Annotated in this window: 17 protein-coding genes; 6 read left to right on the forward strand and 11 right to left on the reverse strand. The window is 40.0% G+C overall.

Annotated features, from left to right (window positions below; all coding sequences use genetic code 11):
- Window positions 1-372: 372 nt before the first annotated feature.
- Complete coding sequence (locus H6H03_RS03155; protein ID WP_190953683.1) at window positions 373-5,814, reverse strand: trifunctional serine/threonine-protein kinase/ATP-binding protein/sensor histidine kinase; 5,442 nt, start codon at window positions 5,812-5,814, stop codon at window positions 373-375.
- Between the two features lie 165 nt (window positions 5,815-5,979).
- Window positions 5,980-6,516, reverse strand: a complete 537-nt coding sequence (locus tag H6H03_RS03160) for a nucleotidyltransferase family protein (RefSeq protein WP_190953684.1) — start codon at window positions 6,514-6,516, stop codon at window positions 5,980-5,982.
- 513 nt (window positions 6,517-7,029) lie between these two features.
- Between H6H03_RS03160 and cobO the strand changes: the two genes are divergently transcribed.
- Window positions 7,030-7,707, forward strand: coding sequence for a cob(I)yrinic acid a,c-diamide adenosyltransferase (gene cobO, locus H6H03_RS03165; protein ID WP_190953685.1), 678 nt, complete (start codon window positions 7,030-7,032; stop codon window positions 7,705-7,707).
- On the opposite strand, the gene H6H03_RS03170 is transcribed toward cobO, so the two are convergent.
- The 4 genes from H6H03_RS03170 to H6H03_RS03185 all read right to left on the reverse strand — a co-directional run bounded on the left by H6H03_RS03170 (window position 7,704) and on the right by H6H03_RS03185 (window position 13,242).
- Window positions 7,704-8,417, reverse strand: a complete 714-nt coding sequence (locus H6H03_RS03170) for a hypothetical protein (protein ID WP_190953686.1) — start codon at window positions 8,415-8,417, stop codon at window positions 7,704-7,706. The two genes, cobO and H6H03_RS03170, sit on opposite strands and share 4 nt — an antisense overlap.
- A 500-nt stretch (window positions 8,418-8,917) precedes the next feature.
- Window positions 8,918-9,901 carry an RNA polymerase sigma factor, RpoD/SigA family gene (locus H6H03_RS03175; protein WP_190953687.1) on the reverse strand — a complete coding sequence of 328 codons (984 nt, stop codon included), beginning with the start codon at window positions 9,899-9,901 and terminating at the stop codon, window positions 8,918-8,920.
- Window positions 9,902-10,668: 767 nt separating this feature from the next.
- On the reverse strand, window positions 10,669-12,399 hold the full coding sequence (locus H6H03_RS03180; protein WP_190953825.1) for a helicase HerA domain-containing protein: 1,731 nt from the start codon (window positions 12,397-12,399) through the stop codon (window positions 10,669-10,671).
- 48 nt (window positions 12,400-12,447) lie between these two features.
- The gene (locus tag H6H03_RS03185) at window positions 12,448-13,242 is read right to left on the reverse strand and encodes a glutathione S-transferase family protein (protein WP_190953688.1); all 795 of its coding nucleotides are present in this window, start codon (window positions 13,240-13,242) and stop codon (window positions 12,448-12,450) included.
- Between the two features lie 748 nt (window positions 13,243-13,990).
- Here H6H03_RS03185 and H6H03_RS03190 point away from each other — a divergent pair.
- Window positions 13,991-14,818, forward strand: coding sequence for a fasciclin domain-containing protein (locus H6H03_RS03190; RefSeq protein ID WP_190953689.1), 828 nt, complete (start codon window positions 13,991-13,993; stop codon window positions 14,816-14,818).
- Between the two features lie 216 nt (window positions 14,819-15,034).
- Here H6H03_RS03190 and hemL read toward each other — a convergent pair whose 3' ends face one another.
- Window positions 15,035-16,333, reverse strand: a complete 1,299-nt coding sequence (gene hemL / locus H6H03_RS03195; protein ID WP_190953690.1) for a glutamate-1-semialdehyde 2,1-aminomutase — start codon at window positions 16,331-16,333, stop codon at window positions 15,035-15,037.
- A gap of 106 nt (window positions 16,334-16,439) precedes the next feature.
- Between hemL and H6H03_RS03200 the strand changes: the two genes are divergently transcribed.
- Together H6H03_RS03200 and hisIE are read left to right on the forward strand one after the other, a co-directional pair.
- The gene (locus tag H6H03_RS03200) at window positions 16,440-16,628 is read left to right on the forward strand and encodes a ChaB family protein (protein WP_190953691.1); all 189 of its coding nucleotides are present in this window, start codon (window positions 16,440-16,442) and stop codon (window positions 16,626-16,628) included.
- Between the two features lie 104 nt (window positions 16,629-16,732).
- Window positions 16,733-17,383, forward strand: a complete 651-nt coding sequence (hisIE, locus tag H6H03_RS03205; RefSeq protein ID WP_190953692.1) for a bifunctional phosphoribosyl-AMP cyclohydrolase/phosphoribosyl-ATP diphosphatase HisIE — start codon at window positions 16,733-16,735, stop codon at window positions 17,381-17,383.
- Window positions 17,384-17,505: 122 nt separating this feature from the next.
- On the opposite strand, the gene H6H03_RS03210 is transcribed toward hisIE, so the two are convergent.
- Window positions 17,506-18,783, reverse strand: a complete 1,278-nt coding sequence (locus H6H03_RS03210) for an MDR family MFS transporter (protein ID WP_242057744.1) — start codon at window positions 18,781-18,783, stop codon at window positions 17,506-17,508.
- Window positions 18,784-19,265: 482 nt separating this feature from the next.
- Between H6H03_RS03210 and H6H03_RS03215 the strand changes: the two genes are divergently transcribed.
- Window positions 19,266-19,463, forward strand: coding sequence for a DUF2811 domain-containing protein (locus H6H03_RS03215; RefSeq protein ID WP_073640948.1), 198 nt, complete (start codon window positions 19,266-19,268; stop codon window positions 19,461-19,463).
- Between the two features lie 671 nt (window positions 19,464-20,134).
- Here the strand turns inward: H6H03_RS03215 and H6H03_RS03220 are convergent.
- Window positions 20,135-20,854, reverse strand: coding sequence for a response regulator transcription factor (locus H6H03_RS03220; protein WP_185566971.1), 720 nt, complete (start codon window positions 20,852-20,854; stop codon window positions 20,135-20,137).
- Between the two features lie 254 nt (window positions 20,855-21,108).
- On the reverse strand, window positions 21,109-21,357 hold the full coding sequence (locus tag H6H03_RS03225; RefSeq protein ID WP_190953694.1) for a hypothetical protein: 249 nt from the start codon (window positions 21,355-21,357) through the stop codon (window positions 21,109-21,111).
- Window positions 21,358-21,557: 200 nt separating this feature from the next.
- On the opposite strand from H6H03_RS03225, the gene H6H03_RS03230 reads away from it, so the two are divergent.
- Window positions 21,558-22,184 carry a CPP1-like family protein gene (locus tag H6H03_RS03230; RefSeq protein WP_190953695.1) on the forward strand — a complete coding sequence of 209 codons (627 nt, stop codon included), beginning with the start codon at window positions 21,558-21,560 and terminating at the stop codon, window positions 22,182-22,184.
- 154 nt (window positions 22,185-22,338) lie between these two features.
- Here H6H03_RS03230 and H6H03_RS03235 read toward each other — a convergent pair whose 3' ends face one another.
- Entirely contained in the window at window positions 22,339-23,058 is a 720-nt protein-coding gene (locus tag H6H03_RS03235; protein ID WP_190953696.1) for a response regulator transcription factor, read from the reverse strand.
- Window positions 23,059-23,150 lie beyond the last annotated feature (92 nt).

Here is a 23,150-nt window from a genome sequence, read left to right on the forward strand (position 1 = left end):
TCTCGCCAACTAAAGTTGAGGCTGATAAATTTAGCTCATAAATACTTGCTAAACCCATATTTAGCTAGAGCTTATTTTCATATCAGCTAATAAATGATAAAACTAGTACAAGATTTGATTGATATAACTATTTATAACAGTCAAGAAATAAATTTGTTAGTGCTAATGGCAGCTATTTTTGTGTTGATTTGATTAAGGAATTAAACTCATACTTACATATTTTTATTAGCAAAAAAATAAAAGTTATCTTATCAATTTTTCCAATTTAAATATAATTACTATAGCAATCTGCGATCGTTCATGGTACAGGAAGATACCCGACTTATTTGGCAAGCCGGGTATCTGGGATTATCCTGCTTTGACAAAAGTATCTTATTCTCCACAAATGGGTATAGAAATTATAAATTCTGTTCCTTCTCCCAAAGCGGATTCACAAATCAAATTACCTGCGTGGTTTTCTACTATAATCTGACGGCTAATAGATAATCCTAAACCTGTACCTTTGCCTACACATTTAGTAGTAAATAGATTTTCAAATATGCAGGCTTTAACTTCTGCGGGCATTCCTTTAGCATTATCTCGAAACTTGATTAGCACATTCTCTTTATCTTCACTCAGGTGAGTGAAGATAGTGATAATATTGGGATAATTGTCTTGAATATCTATAAAATCACGACCAATGTTTGCTTCTTCTAAAGCATCGATCGCATTTGCCAGAATATTCATAAACACCTGATTTAATTGCCCCAAATAGCATTTTACTAATGGAATATCTCCATAATTTTTGATGATTTGAATGGCAGGACGGTTATGATCTGCTTTCAAGCGATGCTGTAAAATCATTAAAGTACTATCAATACCTTCATGGATATTAGCTAATACTTTAGAGGTAGTATCAGCACGAGAAAAAGTCCGAAGAGAAGTACTAATATTACGAATACGCTGTGTCCCCACGGTCATTCCGTCAATCATTTTAGGTAAATCAGTTAGCACAAAATCTATATCTATTTCTTCGCCTTTCTCTTCAATCTCGACACCAGGATGAGGGAATTTTGCTCGATACAGTTGTAAATAATCGATTAAATCTTTAACGGTATCTTTGGCGTGGGCGATGCTACCTGTAATAAAAGCAATGGGGTTGTTGATTTCGTGTGCTACACCTGCAACTAAATTTCCCAGTGAAGACATTTTTTCACCTTGGATAAGTTGTAGTTGTGCTTGTTGTAAATCTTGAATTGACTGTTGTAATTGCTTAGATTTCTCTTGCTCTCTTGTATACAACCGCGCATTTTCTATGGCAATAGCCATTTGAGAAACTAAAACTTTTAAGACTTCTACCCTTTCTGGAATAAAGGCTCCTGATGATAACTTATTTTCTAAATAAATAATCCCAGTCAGGTGTGATTGATAAATAATCGGCAAACAAAAAATTGACTTTGTTTTAGATTCTTGAATATAAATATCAAGATTAAATGGTTCTGCAATGACGGCATCATTTAAGACGAGATATTGCTGAGTTCGCAAAACATAGTTAATAACAGTCAGCGGCAAATCTTGAGAGTGTTCAACAGGAATAGACTGTAAAACCGTTACTATATTTTCGGTAGTATTTCCTGAAGCTTCGATATAAAGCTGATTGTCTTTAAGCAAGAGTAGTGATACTTTGTGTGCAGCAGCATTTTCTAGTAAGATTTTGATTAACTTACTCAACAAATTTTCTAAAACAATTTCATTGGTAATCGCTTGTGAAAATTTAATGAATGCATTAAAATCTAAAAAATCGCTTAAGCTACTATTAGTAGTCGTAGTAGTAGTAAGCTGAATTTTATCTAATTTGGAAATAGAAGTTTCTACATTAGTAGTCTGTCCTACTAGAAAAGGATACTGTAATTCTAGGTGTTTAACTTTAGCGATCGCACCCCAACGAATATAGGCATAATAGGCTTTAGTTATATAAGTTTGAGAAATTAACTGTTTGCCTAGAGATTGATAAAACTTTCCTGCTAACTCATAAGCTAAAGCTTCTTCTTGGAGAAAACCGTTTTCACTAGATGTGGTAATAGAATTTTCATAGTAATCCATTGCTTCGAGCTTTTGACCCAAAACTTGATATCGCTCTGCTTCCACAAGATAAAATCTGTGTAAGTGATTTGTGGGAGCATGAGTAGCCCAGAGTTTCATTTTTTGCTGATTAGCTGCGACTTTTTCCAAAATAGCTTGCTGCTCAGACTCTTTAGCGGTATGATAAATAGCCAAGTGGGCTAAAGAATCGTAAAAATAGAACAGTGGGACAACAAATAAACCTGTAACGCCACCTAAAGAATTTTCTGCGATCGCAGCATTTTCTACAGCTTTAAAATACTCCCCAAATAAGTAAGAGAGCATCAGCTTATTTACAAATAGATGGTTAATAGTATAAAGATCGTTAAGTTGCTGATGAATTGGCAACATATTTTGCTCGTTGTAAGCTTCACCAATTAAACAGTCAACATTTTCGTAACTTCCTTGCAAATTCAAAATTGTTTGCAAATATACTAAATTCCAAGTTAAAGCTACTTGTTGCTTGATTTTTTTCAGCGAATCACAATAAGCTAGAAACTCTTTTTCTAAAGTCGAAAGTTCCTTACCCAACCAAAATGAATGATAGGGATAAATGTAACCACAATAACCAGCATATTCTAAATCTCCGGTTTCCAACCCACTAGAATACCCTGCCATTGATGATATTAATGTTTCCTTAACATGTTCCCGCCAATGCATTACATGGGCGCTAACAACTGTCAGAATTTTAGCTTTGAGTTCTTGAGCATTGAATTGTGACACTAAACTAGAAGCTAATTTGCCAAATTCATAGCCAGAATCAATTTCTCCTTGAACTCCACAAAGAAGTAATCCATAAAGGCTATAACCATAAGCAGATACAGCCGTGTTGCCATATTTTAAAGACAAATTCACCATTTTACAGACAATAATTGGCATCATTGCCGGAGCAGTTTGAAAAGCTGCTGGGAGAACTCCCATTAAGATTCTCATGGCTGCAATCTTGTTCGGCTCAGTCATTAATGGTAAGTCAATTAAATCTGCAATAACTTTCCCTTTTAAATCAGCAGCAATTTCATCTATCCCTTGCTGAATATCAACTGATGTCGGTTCCTCTGGAAAGCTAATTCCTAACAATCCTAGAGTCGATACTGCTATCTTAATTGCTTCAATTTGTTTGCTTTGAATTATTGAAGCGATAATTTGTACTTCATAAACTTTGACTTTATCTAAAAGAATTTTAGCTTTTTGCTCGACTACGCCAGCCCATTGCTGCATCTGCTCAAAACTACCACTCAAATAGGCTACCTCTGCGGCTCCTTCATATAAGCTTACAGTTAAGGTATATTCAGTTTGCCAAGAGTCTATATTTAAAAGTTCTATCCCAGTTGTTAAGTATTTCAGAGCAGCTTCATAAGCTGTAGAGGCTTTAGCTTTTTGTCCAGCAATTAAATTTAATCGTGCTAATTCAGTTTTTTGACATTGCTCTCTCAGGTTAACAATACCTACATTCAACTGATTTACAATATCAAAAATGTTTGCTTCTATTTCCTCCTGGGGTATATTTTTTAGCAGTAATTGACCGATTTTTAAATGAGTCGATTTTTTAAGTTCCTCTGGAATCAACGAATATGCCGCTTGCTGTACCCTGTCATGTAAAAACTTATAACCCACTCGTGAAGTATCAAAATTTAAATTTACCGCTTCTTCTTGATTAAAAACTAAAGGAATACGGTAAGCTTCACTTAAAGGCAGAATTAATCCTGCTTGCAAAGCCGAGTGTAAATCATTGGCTGTCACAGAAGGTGACTTTTCATTGACTATCGATAAAATATCTAAACTAAATCTATCACCCACACAAGCTGCTAATTTTAATACATGTTGGGTTACCTGAGGCAGCTTTTCAACGCGGCTGGCAACGAGTTCTACGACATTTTTGTCAGTAATGCCAATTGCTTGAATTTCCTCTAAATTCCACTGCCATTGACCTTTAAAAAAGTCAAATTTTAATAGTTTTTCTTGATAAAGAACCTGAATTAATTGTGTAATGAAAAAAGGATTACCTCCGGTTTTATTGTAAATCAACTCAGCTAGTTGGATAATTTGCTGATTCAAAACTTTGGTTTCTGTTTCTTGGAGAGTTTCATAAATTAGTTGAGTTACATTTCCTAAGTTTAAAGGTTGCAACACCAGATTATTAACAACTGTGCCGCTATTCTGAATTTCTTCTATTTTTTGGATTAATGGATGTGCCGGAGTAACTTCATTATCTCTATATGCCCCAATAAACAAGAGATGTTGACTGTCTCTGTCAGTTATCAGCAGTTGAATTAAATTTAAGGTTGCTGAATCTGCCCATTGTAAATCGTCTAAAAAGATGACTAATGGATGTTCCTTTTTAGTGAAAACTTGGATAAATTCCTTAAAAACACGATTGAAGCGATTTTGCGATTCTGTTGCCCCGATTTGAGCAATTTCCGGCTGTGTACCAATGATTAATTCTACTTCTGGAATTACGTCAGTAATAACTTTTCCATTGGTTCCTAAAGCTGATAATATTTTCTGACGCCATAATTCTATTTTTTCATTATTTTCTGTGAGTAAATAACGCATTAAATAAGCAAAAGCTTGAATTAAAGACGCATAAGGTATATTACGTTTTAATTGGTCAAACTTTCCAGAAATAAAATAACCTTGTCTGCGAGTAATGGGTTTATTAACTTCGTTGACTAAAACTGATTTACCAATGCCAGAATAACCAGAAACTAGCATCATTTCAACCCCCCTGAATCCCCCCTTACTCATGGGGGATTCAGGGGGGTTAGTAACGCGCTCAAATGCTGCTAACAGTTCATTAACTTGTTGTTCGCGACCATATAATTTTTGCGGAATTAATAATTGGCTTAAAACATCTAAACGACCTGGAACAAAATTAGTAATTGTATCCTGAGTTTCTAACTGGCTGAGACATAATTCCAAGTCTGCTAATAATCCTGTGGCACTTTGATATCTATCTTCGGCATTTTTAGCCATCAGCTTCATCACAATTTCCGAGATGGCCGCCGGAATCTTAGGATTTAATGACTGTGGGTTTATTGGTTGAACAGCAATATGGCTATAAACTATTTCTAGGGGATCTTCGCTAAAAAATGGTGTTTGCTTGGTGAGCATTTCATATAAAGTCGCACCAAGAGAATAAAAGTCACTACGATAATCGATGATACGATTCATTCTCCCAGTTTGTTCGGGAGACATATAGGCAAGTGTGCCTTCAACAGAGTTAGGGTTAGTAAATTGGGGATTTTCTTTATTCAGGCGAGAAGCTATACCAAAATCCGTCAGTTTAACAATACCCGTCTGTAAGTTAATGATGATGTTACTAGGTTTAATATCTTTATGAATAATTTGATTTTTATGCAAGTAATCTAAAGCTTTAGTCAGTTGTATAGCAATTTTTAAATGGTTAATTAAATCAAGCTTTTCTGTTTGTAAAACTTGGGCTAAAGACTGACCACCAAAGTCTTCTAATAACAGCCCTACACGATTTTCAAAAGTTTCTAAACTGATGGCTTTAACTATATTCGGATGGTCTAAATTTTGCTGAATTTGATACTCATTTTTCAGCCGGGTAAAGGCTTCGAGAGTAGGATATTCATTTTTAAGCAGCTTGATAATAACTTGCTGTTGCGTGTTTGGTCTTTGTGTTTGATAAATAACAGTTTGAATTCCTTCATGGAGAGTTGAGTTGATTTGATATCCAGTACGATTTGGCATTGATTTTTGATTATAAATTTATAAAATTTCACCCCCAGTTCTGTCCTAAAAGGGGTTCTATTTTAATTATTCCCAATACGTAGAAAATTATTAACATTGTGATTCCGTACAAAAAATTAAGAGACGTTGCAATGCAACGTCTCTACATCTGGCTTCATACCACTTTTACGCTAAACGCAGATAAGGACACTTTTGTAAAAACCCAGACGCTTTATTGTGGGCATCAATATTATGAGTATGTGCTGGTGTCGGTCGAATAATACCATTAAATAAATCATCTAACCCGTAAGGAGTGAAAAATTCCCATTGACCTTGTGCGTTTAGTCGAACTCCCACAGCAGTAGCAGTATGTAACCAATTTGTAATACCGTCTTCTGTACTAGTGTAGGGTTTTGTGCCAAGACGCCAACGCGCAAAACTAGCTTGATTTTTGACATCAAATTGCTCATGAGGAAATTGTTCTGTGAGATTTGCTTTTGCTGCTAGTTCCTGGGAACGATTTCCTTCGATATCAAAAAATGCAATATCAAAGTCTTTAATACCTAAGCCACAACGATCGCCAAAAATTGAACGCCAAACTGTGTTTCTGACTGCACCTCCGGCTAACCACCAGTTAGGTAAATTTAGTTGAGCGATCGCAGGTAATACTCTATCAATAGCTGTATCAGTTAAAATCATCTGTAAACGAGTGTTACTATTCATATCAAATCTCTAGGATTTTAAGTAAAACGCAAACTATTATCATTAACATTTCATTAAGCTTATGGCGTTGAAAGTCTTACTGTGAGCTTTACTCGGCTAATGATTCTGAAAATAACTTCTGTATCTAAAGTATAAAAAATAGCGTTACTTACAACTATAAATTATGGATTTAGAATTGAAAATTTTTAATTTTGCAAGATTTATTTGCGCTGCTAGAAAGCACACTCAATCCCGAACTACCTTCGCTAATACAAGGTTCAGCGAAGTATTTATATCAACTAAATTAAATTATTAAAAATAGTAATATTTAACTCAAAAAATAACTTGAATTTGTCTATCATAGATTTTTACATATCTGTTTGCCAAATATGTACAAATATCTAACACAGGGTCAATATTTTTGCTTGCAATCTGACTTGACATATCCAATGGTCTGATTTAATTAAAATCAGAGAATCAAGATAATTTTGGTTCATTCTCAACACTTTTAACAGTTATTTGTACACAAGATTAATGAAAAACGACACACCACAAGAATTAAACCAAGATCGAGAGATTGAGCGTTTGATTGATGAAGTCATGTCCTCATCTCTGACTGAGGAACAGTATCGCAAAAAGATGCAGCGACGCAAAGAAGTGCAGGACAAGCGCATAGCACAAGCCATACCAGAAAAAGGTTTAATTATTGTAAATACTGGTAACGGTAAGGGTAAAACTACTGCGGCTTTGGGGATGGTGTTACGATCGCTCGGTCACGGGTATAAAGTAGCGATCGTCCAATTCATCAAAGGTAGCTGGGAACCTTCAGAAAAAAGGGTTTTCAGCCATTGGGAAGACCAGATAGAATTTCACGCAATGGGGGAAGGCTTTACCTGGGAAACTCAAGACCGCGATCGCGACCTTGATAAAGCTAGCGCCGCATGGCAAAAATCATTAGAATATATCCGCAATCCAGACTTTCATCTTGTGCTACTAGATGAAATCAATATCGCTCTCAAAATGGCTTATTTAGAAATAGAAGAAGTTTTAGCAGGTTTGGCACAAAAACCAGCTAACAAACACGTTATTTTAACAGGGCGAGGAGCGCCAGCTGCTTTAATTGAACGCGCGGATTTAGTAACAGAGATGACCCTAGTTAAGCATCCTTTTCGCGATCAAGGTGTGAAAGCGCAACCAGGAATTGAGTATTAACTAAAAGATGATTTGCACGTTTGTAAGATGCGGCGATCGCCATTACTGATAAAATTTAACCGATGAAAGTCTTGCAAAGCTACTGAGTAAGCATAGGTGCTTAGCTCATCTTCAGTAACCTGAGGCAATCTATTGCTTGTAGCCACCCGATTAGAGCCATCAGCACTTGCTTCAGTGGATGGGGCACTAACCGTCATCGCCAACTCTCCTGACTGGTCGAGTGTACCCCGGAAACAATTAAACTCTGATTGGGGCATATATAAAGCACCGGTCACCCTGTCCCGCTGCTTCTGAAATATGATGTAAGCTTGACCAAGCTGATTTGCTTGCGGCGATTGACCGTAAAGATAAATTCCATCTCTTGTGGGAAAATTCGTTTGTGGTAAAACTCCTACCCCTTTTGTCCCACTCTGAGCATCTGGAGCCAGTTCTGTGGTTGTAGATGCTGTTTTTTGGTTCTTATCCCCAAAAATTTCTCTATCAGTAGAAGCTATTTGCTGTTGACTTCTCTGTTCTCGAATTTGTCTGAGTCTTGACAAAAGAGAAGTTTCAGAGCTTTTTTGAATCCGAGCCGATGAGAATGGAGCATTTTTAACTGAGACAACATCAGTCTGGCTGCCTATACAGCCGAACGCGAGAAGTAAGCCTAAGCCCGCAAGGGAGATTCCCCACTGACGGGGAGATAATAACCGATGAAAGTTGTTAAGCACCCTACTTCTCCTGTTAAAAAATTAACTACATTTCCTAGAAATTACTTAACCCATAATCAAGTCTTGATTGCTAATGACTTAATTTCTATTGTCCGAAAAACGAAAGTCTCAAAAACTAAAGTTTTTATTTAATTTAGCTTAACAATCCTAGATTACCATCACTTAGACTATTTATGATTCATCCAGCAGATTCATTCCATTGGGTGAGGTTAATTCCAAATCTAGTACTCCTAATTAACTTTGGCATCTAGCCTTTTAGATTTTTCACCAGAGAAAAATAGTGATATTTTTTCTTAACTATATCTCCGTAGAACTATGGCAATGGTCTGAGATTTTGAAGTAGAGATGTTCCAATGCAACGTCTCTATATGTGTTTGAATAGGGAAAAATCGTGTATGATTTGTGATTCACCAGCAGTAACTACAAAAAAATCGCCCCCTGAATTCAGGAGGCGCTTCACCAAGGTGGTGTAGAGACGCAAATTTTTGCGTCTGGTGATTTTAGCTAGCGATGTATTCTTTGACATTGCTACGACGGCGACGCAGATGAGCCAAAGCTTGATGCTCTAACTGGCGGACGCGTTCCCGGCTGAGATTTAATCTCTCACCGACTTTCGCCAATGACATTTCGTTACCATCCTCTAAACCAAAGCGTAAGGCTAAAACTTCGCGCTGTTGGGGAGTTAGTTCTGCTAGCAAGTTGTTCAAGTCTTGGCGTAGGAACTCTTGGTTGGTGTAATACTCTGGTGACGGGCCGTCATCTTCGAGCATTTCCTGTAACTCTGTATCTTGGTTGTCGCCAACTCGCACATCCAAAGACACTGGTTGACGCGCCATATTCAGGTACTCACGGATTTGAGCAGGTTCTAGTTCCAGTTCTTTGGCAATTTCAGCTGGAGTAGGCGATCGCCCTAAGGTTTGAGCCAACTCGCGCTGCACTTTTTTGATTTTGTTGAGTTTCTCGGTAATGTGAATCGGTAAGCGAATAGTACGACCTTGTTGGGCGATCGCACGAGTAATCGCTTGGCGAATCCACCAGTAAGCGTAGGTTGAGAACTTATAACCCCTTGTTGGGTCGAATTTCTCTACACCCCGTTCTAATCCTAGTGTTCCTTCTTGGATCAAATCCAGAAACTCCATGTTACGCTTTTGGTATTTCTTAGCGATCGCAACCACCAAGCGCAAATTCGCTTCAATCATTTTTTGCTTAGCACGCTTACCTTGTGCGACTGTTTGTTTCACCTCAGTTTCTGATTGGCGAACGTGGTCAGCCCACTCTGGTAAACTTGGTTCCCGACGCAGTTTCTTCGCCAAAGCTTCCTTGGCGTCGATTAGCGTCATCATTTGTTGCACCTGCTTCCCATAGACAATTTCTTGTTCGCGGGTTAGCAGTGGTACGCGACCAATTTCCCGCAGATAGGTTCGCACCATATCAGCCGTGAATTTGGTGTTCAGGTTTTCCGTTTGGGTATTGACAGTAGGCATTGGTGCGTTGTCCTCTACTCCGTAAACACAATGTAATTTTTCTTACTAAAGTTAATTGAGAAAGGTAGTACATATATCACGGAACGCTAGGAGCTACCAAAAGCAATGAGATCGATTGATAAAGCCGTTGTTAAGACGGTAAGCCCCTCAGATAGGTTCCCCTACCTTCCCTAAATTTTTGAATCTTTTATAAGCACGCTGGGTCGTTTTTGAGAATTCTTCTCTTAGCCAGTTACTGACTGTAACTGAAAAATCCGAAGTGGATATGAGTTTTACTTAGCTTTATAATACGATAAATCGGGCAGATAGTAAAGTATCTTAAGATAAAGCTTGTAATTATAATTTAAAATTGTCGCTTTGCCAAAAAAATTTTCAACTTCCTTGAAATTACTTACTACATCTATAGTGACGCCAAAAACCCCTCTTCTGTTGCTAAAAATTAGCCGGATAACCGAACTTGATTTGCTCTAAGAATGGAGGGATGTTACGAATTGGGGCATGGGGCATGGGGCATTGGGCATCCCTTCTCTGCCAGACGCTACGCCTAGCTTGCTCGTATTGCAGGGGTACGCTCCGGACAAGTGGGTATCAGGCATCACACAAGGAGAAGGAGAATAATTCTTAATTACTAACTCAACACTGGCTCAACACCCTGCTACCGCTAACAACACCCGTAACTCCTAACTCCAATGCCCAATGCCCAATACTTCTCTACGAGAGGCTGCGCCAACGACTTGGCTCAGTACAAGTGCCCCATGCCCAATTGTTTAAAATCCCAAGTCAGCCTTCGCTAATTCAGCAGCAGCGAATACTTCTGCGTCTGGTTTTTCTTCCCAGGCTGGGTCACCAATTTCTTCGTAGAAAGCTGCGTCATAAGGACGGGTACGCACTACTACTGGCATTGGAACGGCGTGACCTAAAATCAAGGCTTGTTGCTTAGAGTCTAACTTTGCCAATACCGATCGCAGTCCTCCACCACCAGATACACCCGTAAAAATCGCGTCAATGTCTTTTTCATCGTTCAGGAGAGCGGTAATGCGAGTCCCAATTTGGGACATAACTTCATTATCTATCCCCGACGGACGTTGATCTACTACCAAAAGTGTGACGAAATATTTTCGCAACTCCCTGGCAATAGTTCCAAAGATAGTGCTTTGTACCACTGCCGGGTCTAAGAAACGGTGTGCTTCTTCAATGGTAATCATCAATGGCGTCGGGCGATCGCTCGGATTTTTGGTTTGCAGAAATTTATCTGCCTTCTTAACGTAATGCTCGTGGATACGTCTGGTGATCATGTTAGTCACCAACATATAAGAGAGCATATTCGACTGGGAACCAAATTCTATCACAACATTCTTGCCAGCTTCCAGTGACTGGACAAGTTTAGTAATATAATTTTGCGGACAAACGGCTCGCATATACTTCAAACTGTCCATCCGCAAGAGTTTGCGCTGTAATGCCATAATCGAGCCTTTGTGCCCGCGCTTCTCATCGCAGAACATCTCGATTTCTTCATTACTCATATTTAGCAGCTGGACAATCCAAGATTTGCCAAATTCGCTATACAAAATATTGGCGTTATCCAAGGCTGCGTCAGAAAGTCCTAAATCTCGACCGCATAACTTAATATCTTCAACTTCAATTTGCTCATAACTCAGATAAAGTTCTTGAGCATCCCGTACACCCCGGCGCTTTGTTGATTCTGGGTCGAGGGTGTAAACTTCAACTTTATTAGGAAATAATTGCTTTAAGCCTTTAACGGTATTGACATTTTTACCTTCTGCAACAGCTTCCCAGCCATACTCAGAGTGCATATCAAAAATCAAATTGACCGCCGCACTTTTACGGATGACTCCAGCTAAAAGTAAACGCGTTAAAAAAGATTTGCCAGTACCAGATTTTCCAAAAACCCCATTACTGCGTTCTACAAAGCGATTCAAATCTATGCAAACCGGCACATCCATATCCAAAGGTTTGCCGATGGAGAAATTGCGCCTTTGGGGGTCATCTTCCCAACCAAATACCCGACGAAAATCGTCAACGCTGGCTTCGTAAACTTGACTAAAGTGGCTAGGAATAGTTTTAACAGGCAATAATTCCATTGTCGTGCTGGTTTGCGGCACAAATGAAGCCAAACCCGTCACCGATGGCATAAAAGGATTTGCTGATTTGCCATTTGTGGGCGAAAAAGATTCTTGAGACTCCGGAGTAAACATCAACATCGGCGCGAGGTTGATAGTTCCGTATGTGCCGCTTCCCGCTAAAACATCTCGTAAAAAAGTGTCTTCCCAACTAGGGGGATTAGCAATAATTCGGGCATTAGCAGCTCCTAGTGCCACATCTGTCAGCATACAAAAAAAGCGCGATCGCATCCCTTGAACAACAAGGAATTTACCTACCCGCATGTCTTCCACAGAAATGTCAGGATGCAATCGCACTTCTAACCCTTCAGTTAGAGAACCTTGAATAACCGAACCTAATGGCTGTCCCGAATTCATCTCATTAGTCATTAGTCATTGGGCATTGGGCATTGGGCATTCTATTAATTAATCAATTTGAATCGAAGTTGGCGCACTTGCCGATGGTGGAGTGGTAGTAATTAAAGGTTTGCGAAATTGGGCGTAAAGGCGATCGCGCCAACTAAAAAATGCCTCATAATCAGGATTTTCGGCTAATATTGGCAGTCCTTTTCCTCTGATAGATGCTGGTAAATCTAAATAGGGGCCTGGGGGGAATTTCAGCAATATCGATAAACCTGCCACCGCTAAGTCCGCTAAAGTCGGCTCGTCTCCTGTTAAATAAGGACTATCTGCCAATAATAATGTTAAGGCTTCCAAGTCTTGTTTTAAGGATGCGATCGCTGACTGTATTACCTCTGGACTATAACCTACACCAATACCCAACAGGGTCAGCAAGTCACTGGGTACTCCTTCAACTAGACTTTTAAATATATCTGGTGTGGAAGTGGGTAACAAAGATTTGCGGAAATTTTGATCTTGGCTGACTGCGGCAAACAGCGCTTTACGACCTTTGATGCCAATGGACTCATCTGCCCATTCTTCTATTAATAAAGTTAAACCTCGCCTTTTGGCATCTTGTGGTATTAATGGGCGATCGGGATATTCTAAGTCTAAATACTTAGCTATATCCGTAGAATCTACAATATATCTATTACCATCCTTTAATACTGGAACTTCTCTTTGACCAGTCAGTCGGAACAGTTCTACTTGTCCAATCCCAGGCGTAACCTCGATTTTGCGGTAATCTAATCCTTTAAAATCTAAAATTAGCCGCACTTTCTCTGAGTATTGAGATAGTTCCCATTGGTATAATTCAAGCATATTTTATACCTTATAACTACTGGTTTACTTCTTAACTTTACAATTGTATCTTTAGTTTAAGTAAATTTTATTAGCATTATTATCTTCTTGCCATAAGATTATCTATACTCTTCCTTTGCGTTTTTTGTGTTGTTTGCGGTTCCTTAAAAAGATTTTAGAAGTCATGCATTTATAAATTAAAAATAAAATTCATGTAGGGTGTATTGGGTATATATATTTCGATGTGATTTGTCACCAACAACATAGTCAAATATCCTACGCAGCATCTTAGATAGTCGTGCGCGATGTAAAACCGACACAAACTTCAACTTAAGATTTACTCAATGGAGGATTAAATTTTATCTGATTTTTTTACCGCTGTGATTCATGGATTCTAACTTTTTAATCGGCTGCAAATTACCTAAAAATATTGGATGTAAATTTGCTTTTTAGTAGATAGTCTTTGGGGCGTTAACGGGAGCGATCGCTCGTAAATGTGAGATTTTCATATTTTTAGAGAATCTACACCACACCAAATGAAACTTTTAAACTCCTTTGACCCTGAGACAGAAAATCCGCTCAATTTAAATGAGATATGTATTAGGTATATTTAATACTTCTCCTCAGTAAGGAAAGTTGGATATTTAACCTTGCTAGCATGAAGTATTTCCAGAGAAAAATATTACTTCCCTCTTCAGTTAGATTTTGTGCATAGCAAAATGTTATAAATCTTTATGTAACGCGTGAACAAAAAAGACAAACAAAATTTATGAAGACAAATTACGGCAAATTGCTGACCACGTTGGCAGGCATAGCAGGATTAAGTAGTTTCAGCCTTCTCATCACTTTACCATCTGATGCCAAAGAAGTATTAAATCCTAACCCCAGTATTTTCAACGAAGCGCCCTATAATCGAGGTCAGCGTCTTCAAGCAAACGCTCAGTACACCCCTGGTAACACTGTTGCACAAGTAAAGGACAATACCAAAGGTCAACAAGTAGCCCAAAGTACTGGTGGTGGGGCATTAAATCCCAGACCTAGTATTTTCAACGAGCCTCCCTACAACCGTGGTGGTAGCGCCACACCTTCTACCCCTGAAACCGAACCCACCACACCACCCACAGAAACACCATCTACCACACCTACAACTCCCCCACCTGCTGGAACAAGCGAAACTCAAGGCAAAAATTTGTTAGCCTTGGCTGAATCAAACGCCTCTTTTACAACCTTAACCAAAGCTTTGAAAGCAGCAGGATTGACTGAAGCTTTGCAAGGCAAAGATAATTTGACCATTTTCGCGCCTACAGATGCGGCCTTTGCTAAATTACCAGCAGACGCAGTACGAGATTTGTTGAAGCCAGAGAACAAAGAAGTATTACTCAAGCTCTTAACTTACCATGTGGTGCCTGGAAAGGTATTGTCTAGAGATTTGAAGTCTGGTGAAGTTAAAAGCCTAGAAGGTGGCGTCATTAACGTTAAAGTCGATGGTGCTAATGGTGTGACTGTCAATGATGCTAAAGTCACTCAAGCTGACATCACAGCCAGCAATGGTGTAATTCACGCCATCGATAACGTGATTTTGCCTCCTGACTTGTAGTTTTTATTAACTGATAACCGATGACTGTTGACTGTTAGCTGTCAATAGTTAACGACTTAAAAAGGCGTCTGTCATCCCATTCTTTTTAAAGATGGGACAATGGACGCCTTTTTATGAACAAGAATTCAGAACTCACCAGCGAAGCAAGAAAAGCTCCGCCAAAGCTTCATAATCCTTATGGACAAACTATTCAGAATTGTGAATTCTGACTCCTGTTTATAAATTAGACAATACATCCCGTGCAGCGGCTAAAGTCCGGTCAATATCTTCCTCGGTGTGAGCCAAAGATGTAAATCCAGCCTCAAATTGAGAAGGTGCTAAGTAAATACCGCGCTCTAACATACCGCGATGGAAGCGTCCGAATTTGCCTGTATCAGACTTTTTCGCATCTTCGTAGTTGTGAACTGGGCCAGAGGTAAAGAATAAGCCGAACATAGCACTGATTTGACCGCCGCAAACAGCATGACCTGTTTCTTTAGCTACTTGTAACAAACCATCTGCTAGCTTTTTAGTAATTCGGTCAAGATACTCGTAAGTACCAGGCTTTTGCAGCAATTCCAAAGTCTTAATACCAGCAGTCATGGCCAAGGGATTACCTGAAAGAGTCCCGGCTTGATATACGGGCCCAGCAGGAGCAACCAATGACATGATATCGCGACGACCGCCATAGGCTCCCACTGGCAAACCGCCGCCAATAACCTTACCCAAAGTTGTTAAATCGGGAGTGATGCCAAACTTTTCTTGAGCGCCACCGTAAGCAATGCGGAAGCCCGTCATCACTTCGTCAAACACCAACAACGCCCCATACTCTTGAGTAAGTTCCCGCAGTCCTTCGAGGAAACCAGCGTCAGGCGCAATAAACCCAGCATTGCCGACTACTGGTTCTAGAATTACGCCAGCAATTTCATCCTTGTTTTCTTCAAACAAGGCTTTGACAGCTTCTAAGTCGTTGTAAGGGGCTGTGAGAGTGCCGCTAGTTGCCGATTTCGGTACACCTGGCGAGTCTGGCAAACCAAGTGTGGCAACACCAGAACCCGCCTTAACTAAAAATGTGTCTGCGTGTCCGTGGTAACAGCCTTCAAACTTGATAATTTTGTCTCGGTTCGTGAAAGCCCGCATCACTCGCAAAACTCCCATACAGGCTTCAGTTCCAGAGTTAACAAATCTGACCATTTCGATGCTGGGAACTGCATCGATGACCATTTCTGCTAACACATTTTCGAGTACTGAAGGAGCACCGAAACTAGTGCCTTTGTCGAGGGCTTCACGCAACGCTGCGGTGACTTCCGGATGAGCATGACCGCAAATAGCCGGGCCCCAGGTGCCTACATAGTCTATGTATTGGTTGCCATCTACATCCCAAATGTATGCGTCTTTAACGCGATCGAAAACTATGGGTTGTCCGCCTACAGATTTAAAAGCACGAACTGGAGAACTGACTCCTCCTGGCATCAGGTTTTGAGCAGCGGCAAAGATTTCTTGTGATTTTGTTGTTTTAATTGGGGTATTTACCAAGGTTCTCTCCTAACTGTGGGCAATAAAAAGCTCTATCTTAGGATAGGGTCAAAAGCTGCTTAGAACTTCTATCGTATAAAATTAGCGGAACCAAGAAAATAACAATATGTTATACAAGTCTAATGAAGACTTGCCTTTAGATATTCGGACTCGATTATCTGAGGCATCCCAGGATCTATATCGGGCAGCTTTTAACTCGGCAATTCATTGGTATGGTGAAGCTTCTAAAGCTCATCGAGTCGCGCTGAGTGCTGTGAAGATGCACTCAGCTATGGAACGAAATGCTGTTGCTTAGAGCTAAATTAAGATAACTGAATTTCAAAAAAACATACCACCTGCCCTATTTAGAATGGTATCGTGAATCCATGAATCATTCTCATTAGAGCAGACTAGCAAAGTATGTATTCTAACGATTCGCATTCGCTACATTACGCCATTCCTGTTGAGGAAATTCGCTACGATGAACGGGGTCTAGTGCCTGCAATTGTCCAAGATTATTTGGATGGCACTGTCCTGATGATGGCGTGGATGAATCAGGAGTCGTTACAAAAGACTTTAGAAACACAAGAAACCTGGTTTTGGAGTCGTTCTCGCCAAGAGTTCTGGCATAAGGGAGCGACCTCTGGGCACATCCAAAAAGTGCAGAGTATTCGTTATGACTGTGATAGTGATGCGTTGCTCATTGGTGTAGAGCAAGTGGGAGATATTGCTTGCCATACAGGAGAAAGAAGTTGCTTTCACCAAATAGAAGGAAAAATAGCTCCTCCACCAGGAGATGCATTGTCGCAATTATTTCAAGTAATCTGCGATCGCCGCGACAATCCTATTGAAAGTTCTTATACCTGCAAGTTGTTAGCAGGTGGTGATAATAAAATTTTAAAGAAAATCGGTGAAGAAAGTGCCGAGGTGGTAATGGCTTTTAAGGATGATGAACCAGATGCAATCGCTGGTGAAGTCGCTGATTTGCTATATCATACTTTGGTGGCCCTAGCTCATCATCAAGTTGATTTAAAATCTGTATATCGTAAGCTTCAAGAACGTCGCCGATAAAGGGAAAAAACAAGTCACAATTAGGAACTTTCAGTTAAAAAAATATTCCGTGGTAGGGGCGCATAGCTATGCGCCCCTACAAATGTACAAATAATTTGGGATAGTTATTTTTTGAAAGTCCATTAATGCTGGCTAAATTCCGGCTTTAAATCAGCCAAAATTCGGTTCAGGTACTGTAAAATTGCCACAGCGATCGCCACACTTAAAGAAAAGCCTAACCAAAAGTGATCGGTAATCATTCGCGGCTGGTCTAATGCCCATCCACCCAAAGGATGACCAATAAAAGAGCCAACAGCCCAGCACAAAGCGTTGATAGAGAAATAAACGCCGCGTTGATTTTCTGGGGCTAACTCGGTAACTAAAGAGGCAGCAGATGGGGTATAGGAAACAATGGCAATAGCAAATACTCCCAATGCCAATATTGCCCAAAGCAAATTATAAGATGCAGCAGTGCCGCTTAACCAAATCAGCCCAAAACCAATTGCCCAAAGAATAGCAGAAACAGTGAGGGCGAGTGTGTGAGAGAAACGTTTTAAGACGCTGGTAACAGGCAACTGACAGATGATAGCTACCAACAGATGCCAACCAAATATTCTGCTAATCATAGTTTCCGCAAATCCTTTGTCAGTAATTTCAATGACAAAGTTTTTGAAGTAAAGCGGCAGGATACTGTGTATTTGCGAAATGTAAATTGTGAAGAAGATATTGGCTGCAATGTAGACGAGGAAACGGCCATCTTTTAATACTGCCATCCAAGAAGCAAAATTTTGTATTTTTTCGTGGTCGGTTTCCTGCTTGTTGGTTTCAGTAATTCCTACATAAATAACGCCAAAAAACACTAAAAAAGAGATGGCATCAATAATAAATAGCCAGCGATAACTCCCAATTATTCCTATTAAAAACCCTGCCAGTGTAATTCCGATCGCTAACCCTAGATTATCTGCTAATCGGCTAATAGCAAAGGTTTCGCGGCGATTCTCAATAACGCTTGCGTCAGCAACAACGGCTTCCACAGCCGGCCAATAAAAACCTATCCCTAAGCCGTGAATCAAGCTACCGATTACCAGAATAGTAAAATTACTGGTTGCAGCGAAAACTAGAGAAGCAATTGCTAAAATCGCCATCGCCAGCAACAAAGTGCGGCGTCGTCCCCAATTCCTGGAATCAGCTAAAGAACCACCCATAACCCGCCCAGCAATGCCGGAAATCGAGCCACCAGCCAAGGCTACACCAACGGCGGTTGCAGATAAACCAACTTCATTGACGAAAAAGATGGGCGCATAAAACAGAGTAAATCCAGTGCCAACTTCCGAAAAAAATCTACCAATGGCCAAACTCCATACCTGAGGATGTATCGAAGGCAACCAAGAAGATAACTGGAATTGGGAAGCTAATTTCATCAGCTTAAATGTCATCGTTTAATAACATTTTTGTAATTCTTATCATCGGCTGCAATTTTCCTCACTAATTCCACAGGGTTTCCACAGGGATTTTAGCAGTTTTCCACAGGTGTTCTACGATCTAATCAGCTTCTGGCTATCTACTGGGGATTGTTAATTAACAGTGGTCAGGAACTTGGAGGACTGAGTTTTTGTAAAGTAAAGTAACGAAAAATAAGGCAAAACCCTGATTGCTTCGTGCTGATTTATCTTTTATACAAGCCTTGTTAACATTTCGCAGCATTGACAAACCCACCCCCTCTTAGCGCACAATGATTCGGCTTGCTTCTATAGTCCGTTCAACCGTTGGCATCAACTGTGTAAAATTACGTGAGTTGTTGGCATAGATTGGCGGGCAGGCGAAAGATTGTGTGGCGTAGCCTGAAGCTGCTTCACCGCAAGCAAATTATCCCTCTTGATTGACCTCATAGGAGGAAAATCTCATGAAAGCAACGGTTAGCATTTTTACAGAAATTCCTGAATCACTTCACGAATCTTTAAAGAACTACTTAGAAACCCATCCTGATTGGGATGAAAACAGAGTATTGACGGCGGCGCTATCATTGTTTTTACTCCAAAATGGAGAAAGCGATCGCCGTGCTGCCAGAGTCTATCTGGAAACTTTGTTTCATCATTCCTAAGTAAAAATACACAAGGTGATACCAACAACAGCTAATCTACTAGACACCCCATAGGTACTGCTATGAAGGGCGTTATTCTATCTCATGCCCTAAATGGGCACGGTTTACCGTGCCCCACTAATAGATTTTGAGAGCAGTGGTGTTTGTGGGGGAGATAGAGAATCAAAAACAAAAGTAAATTGCGATCGAAAAAAATTTCTAATAGTTTTCCGTATCGCCAAAAATATTTACTAAAAACGCAAGATTTAGAATTACAAGAAAACTTCCACTAATTTATACCGATTTGAAAAATTATTGCCACAAATGAATCGCCACAAGCGATTACCACTAACTCTTTAACAATCTAAAATCTAAAATTACGATTGGTTTAGCACTTACTTCTTATAGCAGTTAAGGCCATAGTTTAAGAGATAAATTGCCTATATAACCCTGACATCAAGAGACTTTAAGCTTGTTGCCTATTGCCTGTTCCCTATTCCTTCTCATTTCAATGCAACAGGTGTAGGGTAGCACAGTTAGCTGTGCTACCCTACGAACGGTCACCAGTTTGCTCAAATTTCTTAAACCTTTGGCAGTTCCTCCTGGTGGTTCTAAAACCAAAATAAATTTCATCCAAAATCTCAAACCCAAAATTGTTTCGGTCAAGAGTCAAAAAACTCCAGACTATAGACTCAGGACTTAGCTTCCAACTGTTGGGAGTGAGCAGGAGACTCAAACTTATACCCTACACCGCGTACAGTTTGAATTAATGCTGGCTGACTAGCATCAATTTCAATCTTCTTGCGAATTTGACCGATGTGTACATCTACAACCCGCTGGTCGCCAACATATTCATAGTCCCACACCTCTTGAATTAGTTCTGCACGCCGCCAAACTCGACCTGGATGGCTGGCTAAAAAATGCAATAAATCAAATTCCAGAGCAGTTAAGGGTACTGGTTGGTTATTGAGTGCCACTTCTCGTCGCACTGGGTCAATCATCAGTTTTTCAAATACCAAGCGTTTTTGTTCGGCAGTAGTTATAACTCGCTGACGCCTCAAAATCGCTCCTACTCTAACTTCTAGCTCTCCCAACCCAAAAGGTTTGGTGAGATAGTCATCAGCACCTTTAGAAAAGCCGCGAATTTTGTCAGCTTCGTCAGCACGGCTAGTTAGCATCAAAACAAAAACACCATTACGACTTTGCATCTCTTGGCAGAGGTTAAACCCAATGACATCTGGTAAATTCACATCTAGAATCACCAAATCGGGGTTGAATTGCTCAAATAGAGTTAAGGCTGTCTTTCCGTCTTCGGCAGCCTCCACCTGATAGTTCTGCTTGATCAAAAAGCGTTGGATTAAATTCCGAACCGCAGGGTCGTCGTCAACAACAAGAATCTTGGCGGGAGCCATGACCATCACTTTACACAAAAATTCGTAAGATTAACAAGAAGGTTGCGTAATAACACAGAGTTGCCACTTTGGGAGTTATTAAGAATCTACATAGCTAGAGCATGAACATCCTGATTATTCTAATAATTAGTACTGTAATCAGGATTATAGGCGATGAGAACGACAAACTTCTGGAAAGCTATAGTGCAGTGCTGCGAGAAAGTGCAGAACTTTTGACTATCAATAGTTATGCTGACCAAATAGACGCTCAAACCTCAGCCAAAGCGATTTGTGAAACTCAAGACTTTTTGAACCCAGTTAGGTGGTAACTTAAAACGTTTCAATTTTAAATCGAGATGTGGTTCTGCACCACAAGCGATCGTCAGTATAATTAAAAAAAACTCTGTTAGGGCACAGTAAGTTGCCAGATCTGAAACAGGAAAGTTAATTTCTTCATGAAAACTATGGGTTTTAGGTACTGTAAGTTCAAATTCTAGATTAGAGCCAGAACTGAGCAACGACATGAGGGTATACACGGAGTTATGGCGATATGTTAAAGTGACTATAGTCTAAATCTTAAAGTCGATTAAACTAACTCGTGCTACTATCCTGGTAGAGCATAAATAATAAGTCGAGACGTTTAGTTTCGATTCAAGCAAAATCTAAATTTGTTTTTTCTTAGACAATAGACTGCTGCTGACTGAGGCTGAAGTAACAAACTCCCATGAGCGATCAAAATCCCTACGAAAAACTTGGGGTATCAGAAGAGGCTTCCTTCGATGAAATTCAGGATGCTCGTAATCGTCTATTCGAGCAACATAGTGGCGATGCCAAGCATCTAGAAGTGATTGAAGCAGCTTACGATGCGATTTTAATGGATCGCTTACGGATGCGCCAGGAAGGTAAAATCAAAGTTCCAGAACGTATCCGGTTTCCAGAGTTGCGAGTGCAATCGCCTCCGAAAGAAACTCAAACCCCTCGCGAGCATTCACCTGCATGGCTGCAACGAATACTAGACCAGCCAACCCCCGCTGATATCCTCTTGCCAGGAGCTTGGTATCTTGGTTTGAGTGCTATTAGCCTGTTTTACCCAGAGGGGGGCGACCAGGTTTTACAATTAGCATTGGTGGTTGGGGTAAGTATCGGTATTTACTTTCTCAATCGTAAAGAAGGCAAATTTGGCCGAGCAGTTTTGTTCACCCTGATCAGTTTAATAATAGGCTTAATTGCCGGAGGCCTTGTTGCTAGCTGGTTGTTACCACAAATATCATTTATAAATCTGGGATCTAATCAATTTTCTACGGTGCTGACTTTTATCTTGCTGTGGTTGGTTAGTAGCTTTTTACGCTAAATCTAGCCTTTTAATAAACACAGGAAGTAGGGAGTAGCGAGTGGCGAGTGAGGGAGATAAAGAGACAAGGGGAAAAGGAAAATAATTTTTAAACTCCTATTAAGCACTGGCTCAACGCCCCGCTACCGCTAACAGCACTCTTAATCCTCAATCTTTATGAATTAGTATTGTCGTCAGCTACTTCAAATTTGTAACCATAGCCGCGTACAGTTTTAATATACTCTGGTACACTAGCATCGATTTCCATCTTTTTGCGAAGCTGACCAATGTGTACATCAACCACTCGGCCATCTCCTATGTAGTCACAACCCCAAATTTTTTGGATTAGCTGTGGACGACTCCAAGCTTGACCAGGATGGCTTGCTAAAAAATGTAAAATATTAAATTCGAGTGCTGTTAACGCTAGAGGTTTATCGTTAAGTGTTACCTCCCTACCCTCTGGGTTAATTACTAGCTGCTTGAAAACTATGCGCTGTGTTGGAGAAGGATTGATGTAGCGTATTCGCCTCAAAAGCGCTTCTACTCTGACTTCAACTTCTGCAAGACTAAAGGGTTTGGTCATGAAATCATCAGCACCAGCGGCTAAAATTTTAATTTTATCAGCCTCGTCAGTTCTACTAGTTAAGATCATTACTAAAACATTAGTACGACTCTGCATTTCTTGGCAGAGGCTATAGCCATTAACATCTGGTAAATTCCAATCTAAAATCACTAAGGATGGATTGAATTGCTCAAACAATGATAAGGCAGTCTTACCATCTGCTGCCGATTCTATTTGATATTTCCGACTTAAAAAACGATAGACGAGATTTCGGACGCCGAAGTCGTCATCAACGATGAGAATTTTCGGAGTAGTATCAGGGGTCATAGTCATAATGCTGCCTTGCTGCCTATTGTTGATTGGGCAATTAGCTGTTGGGCTAGTTTTGCTTTACGTGTTTGTGTTGAAAGTATATCCACGTCGAT

The sequence above is a fragment of the Nostoc paludosum FACHB-159 genome (assembly GCF_014698835.1).
Taxonomy (GTDB): Bacteria; Cyanobacteriota; Cyanobacteriia; order Cyanobacteriales; family Nostocaceae; genus Nostoc; species Nostoc paludosum.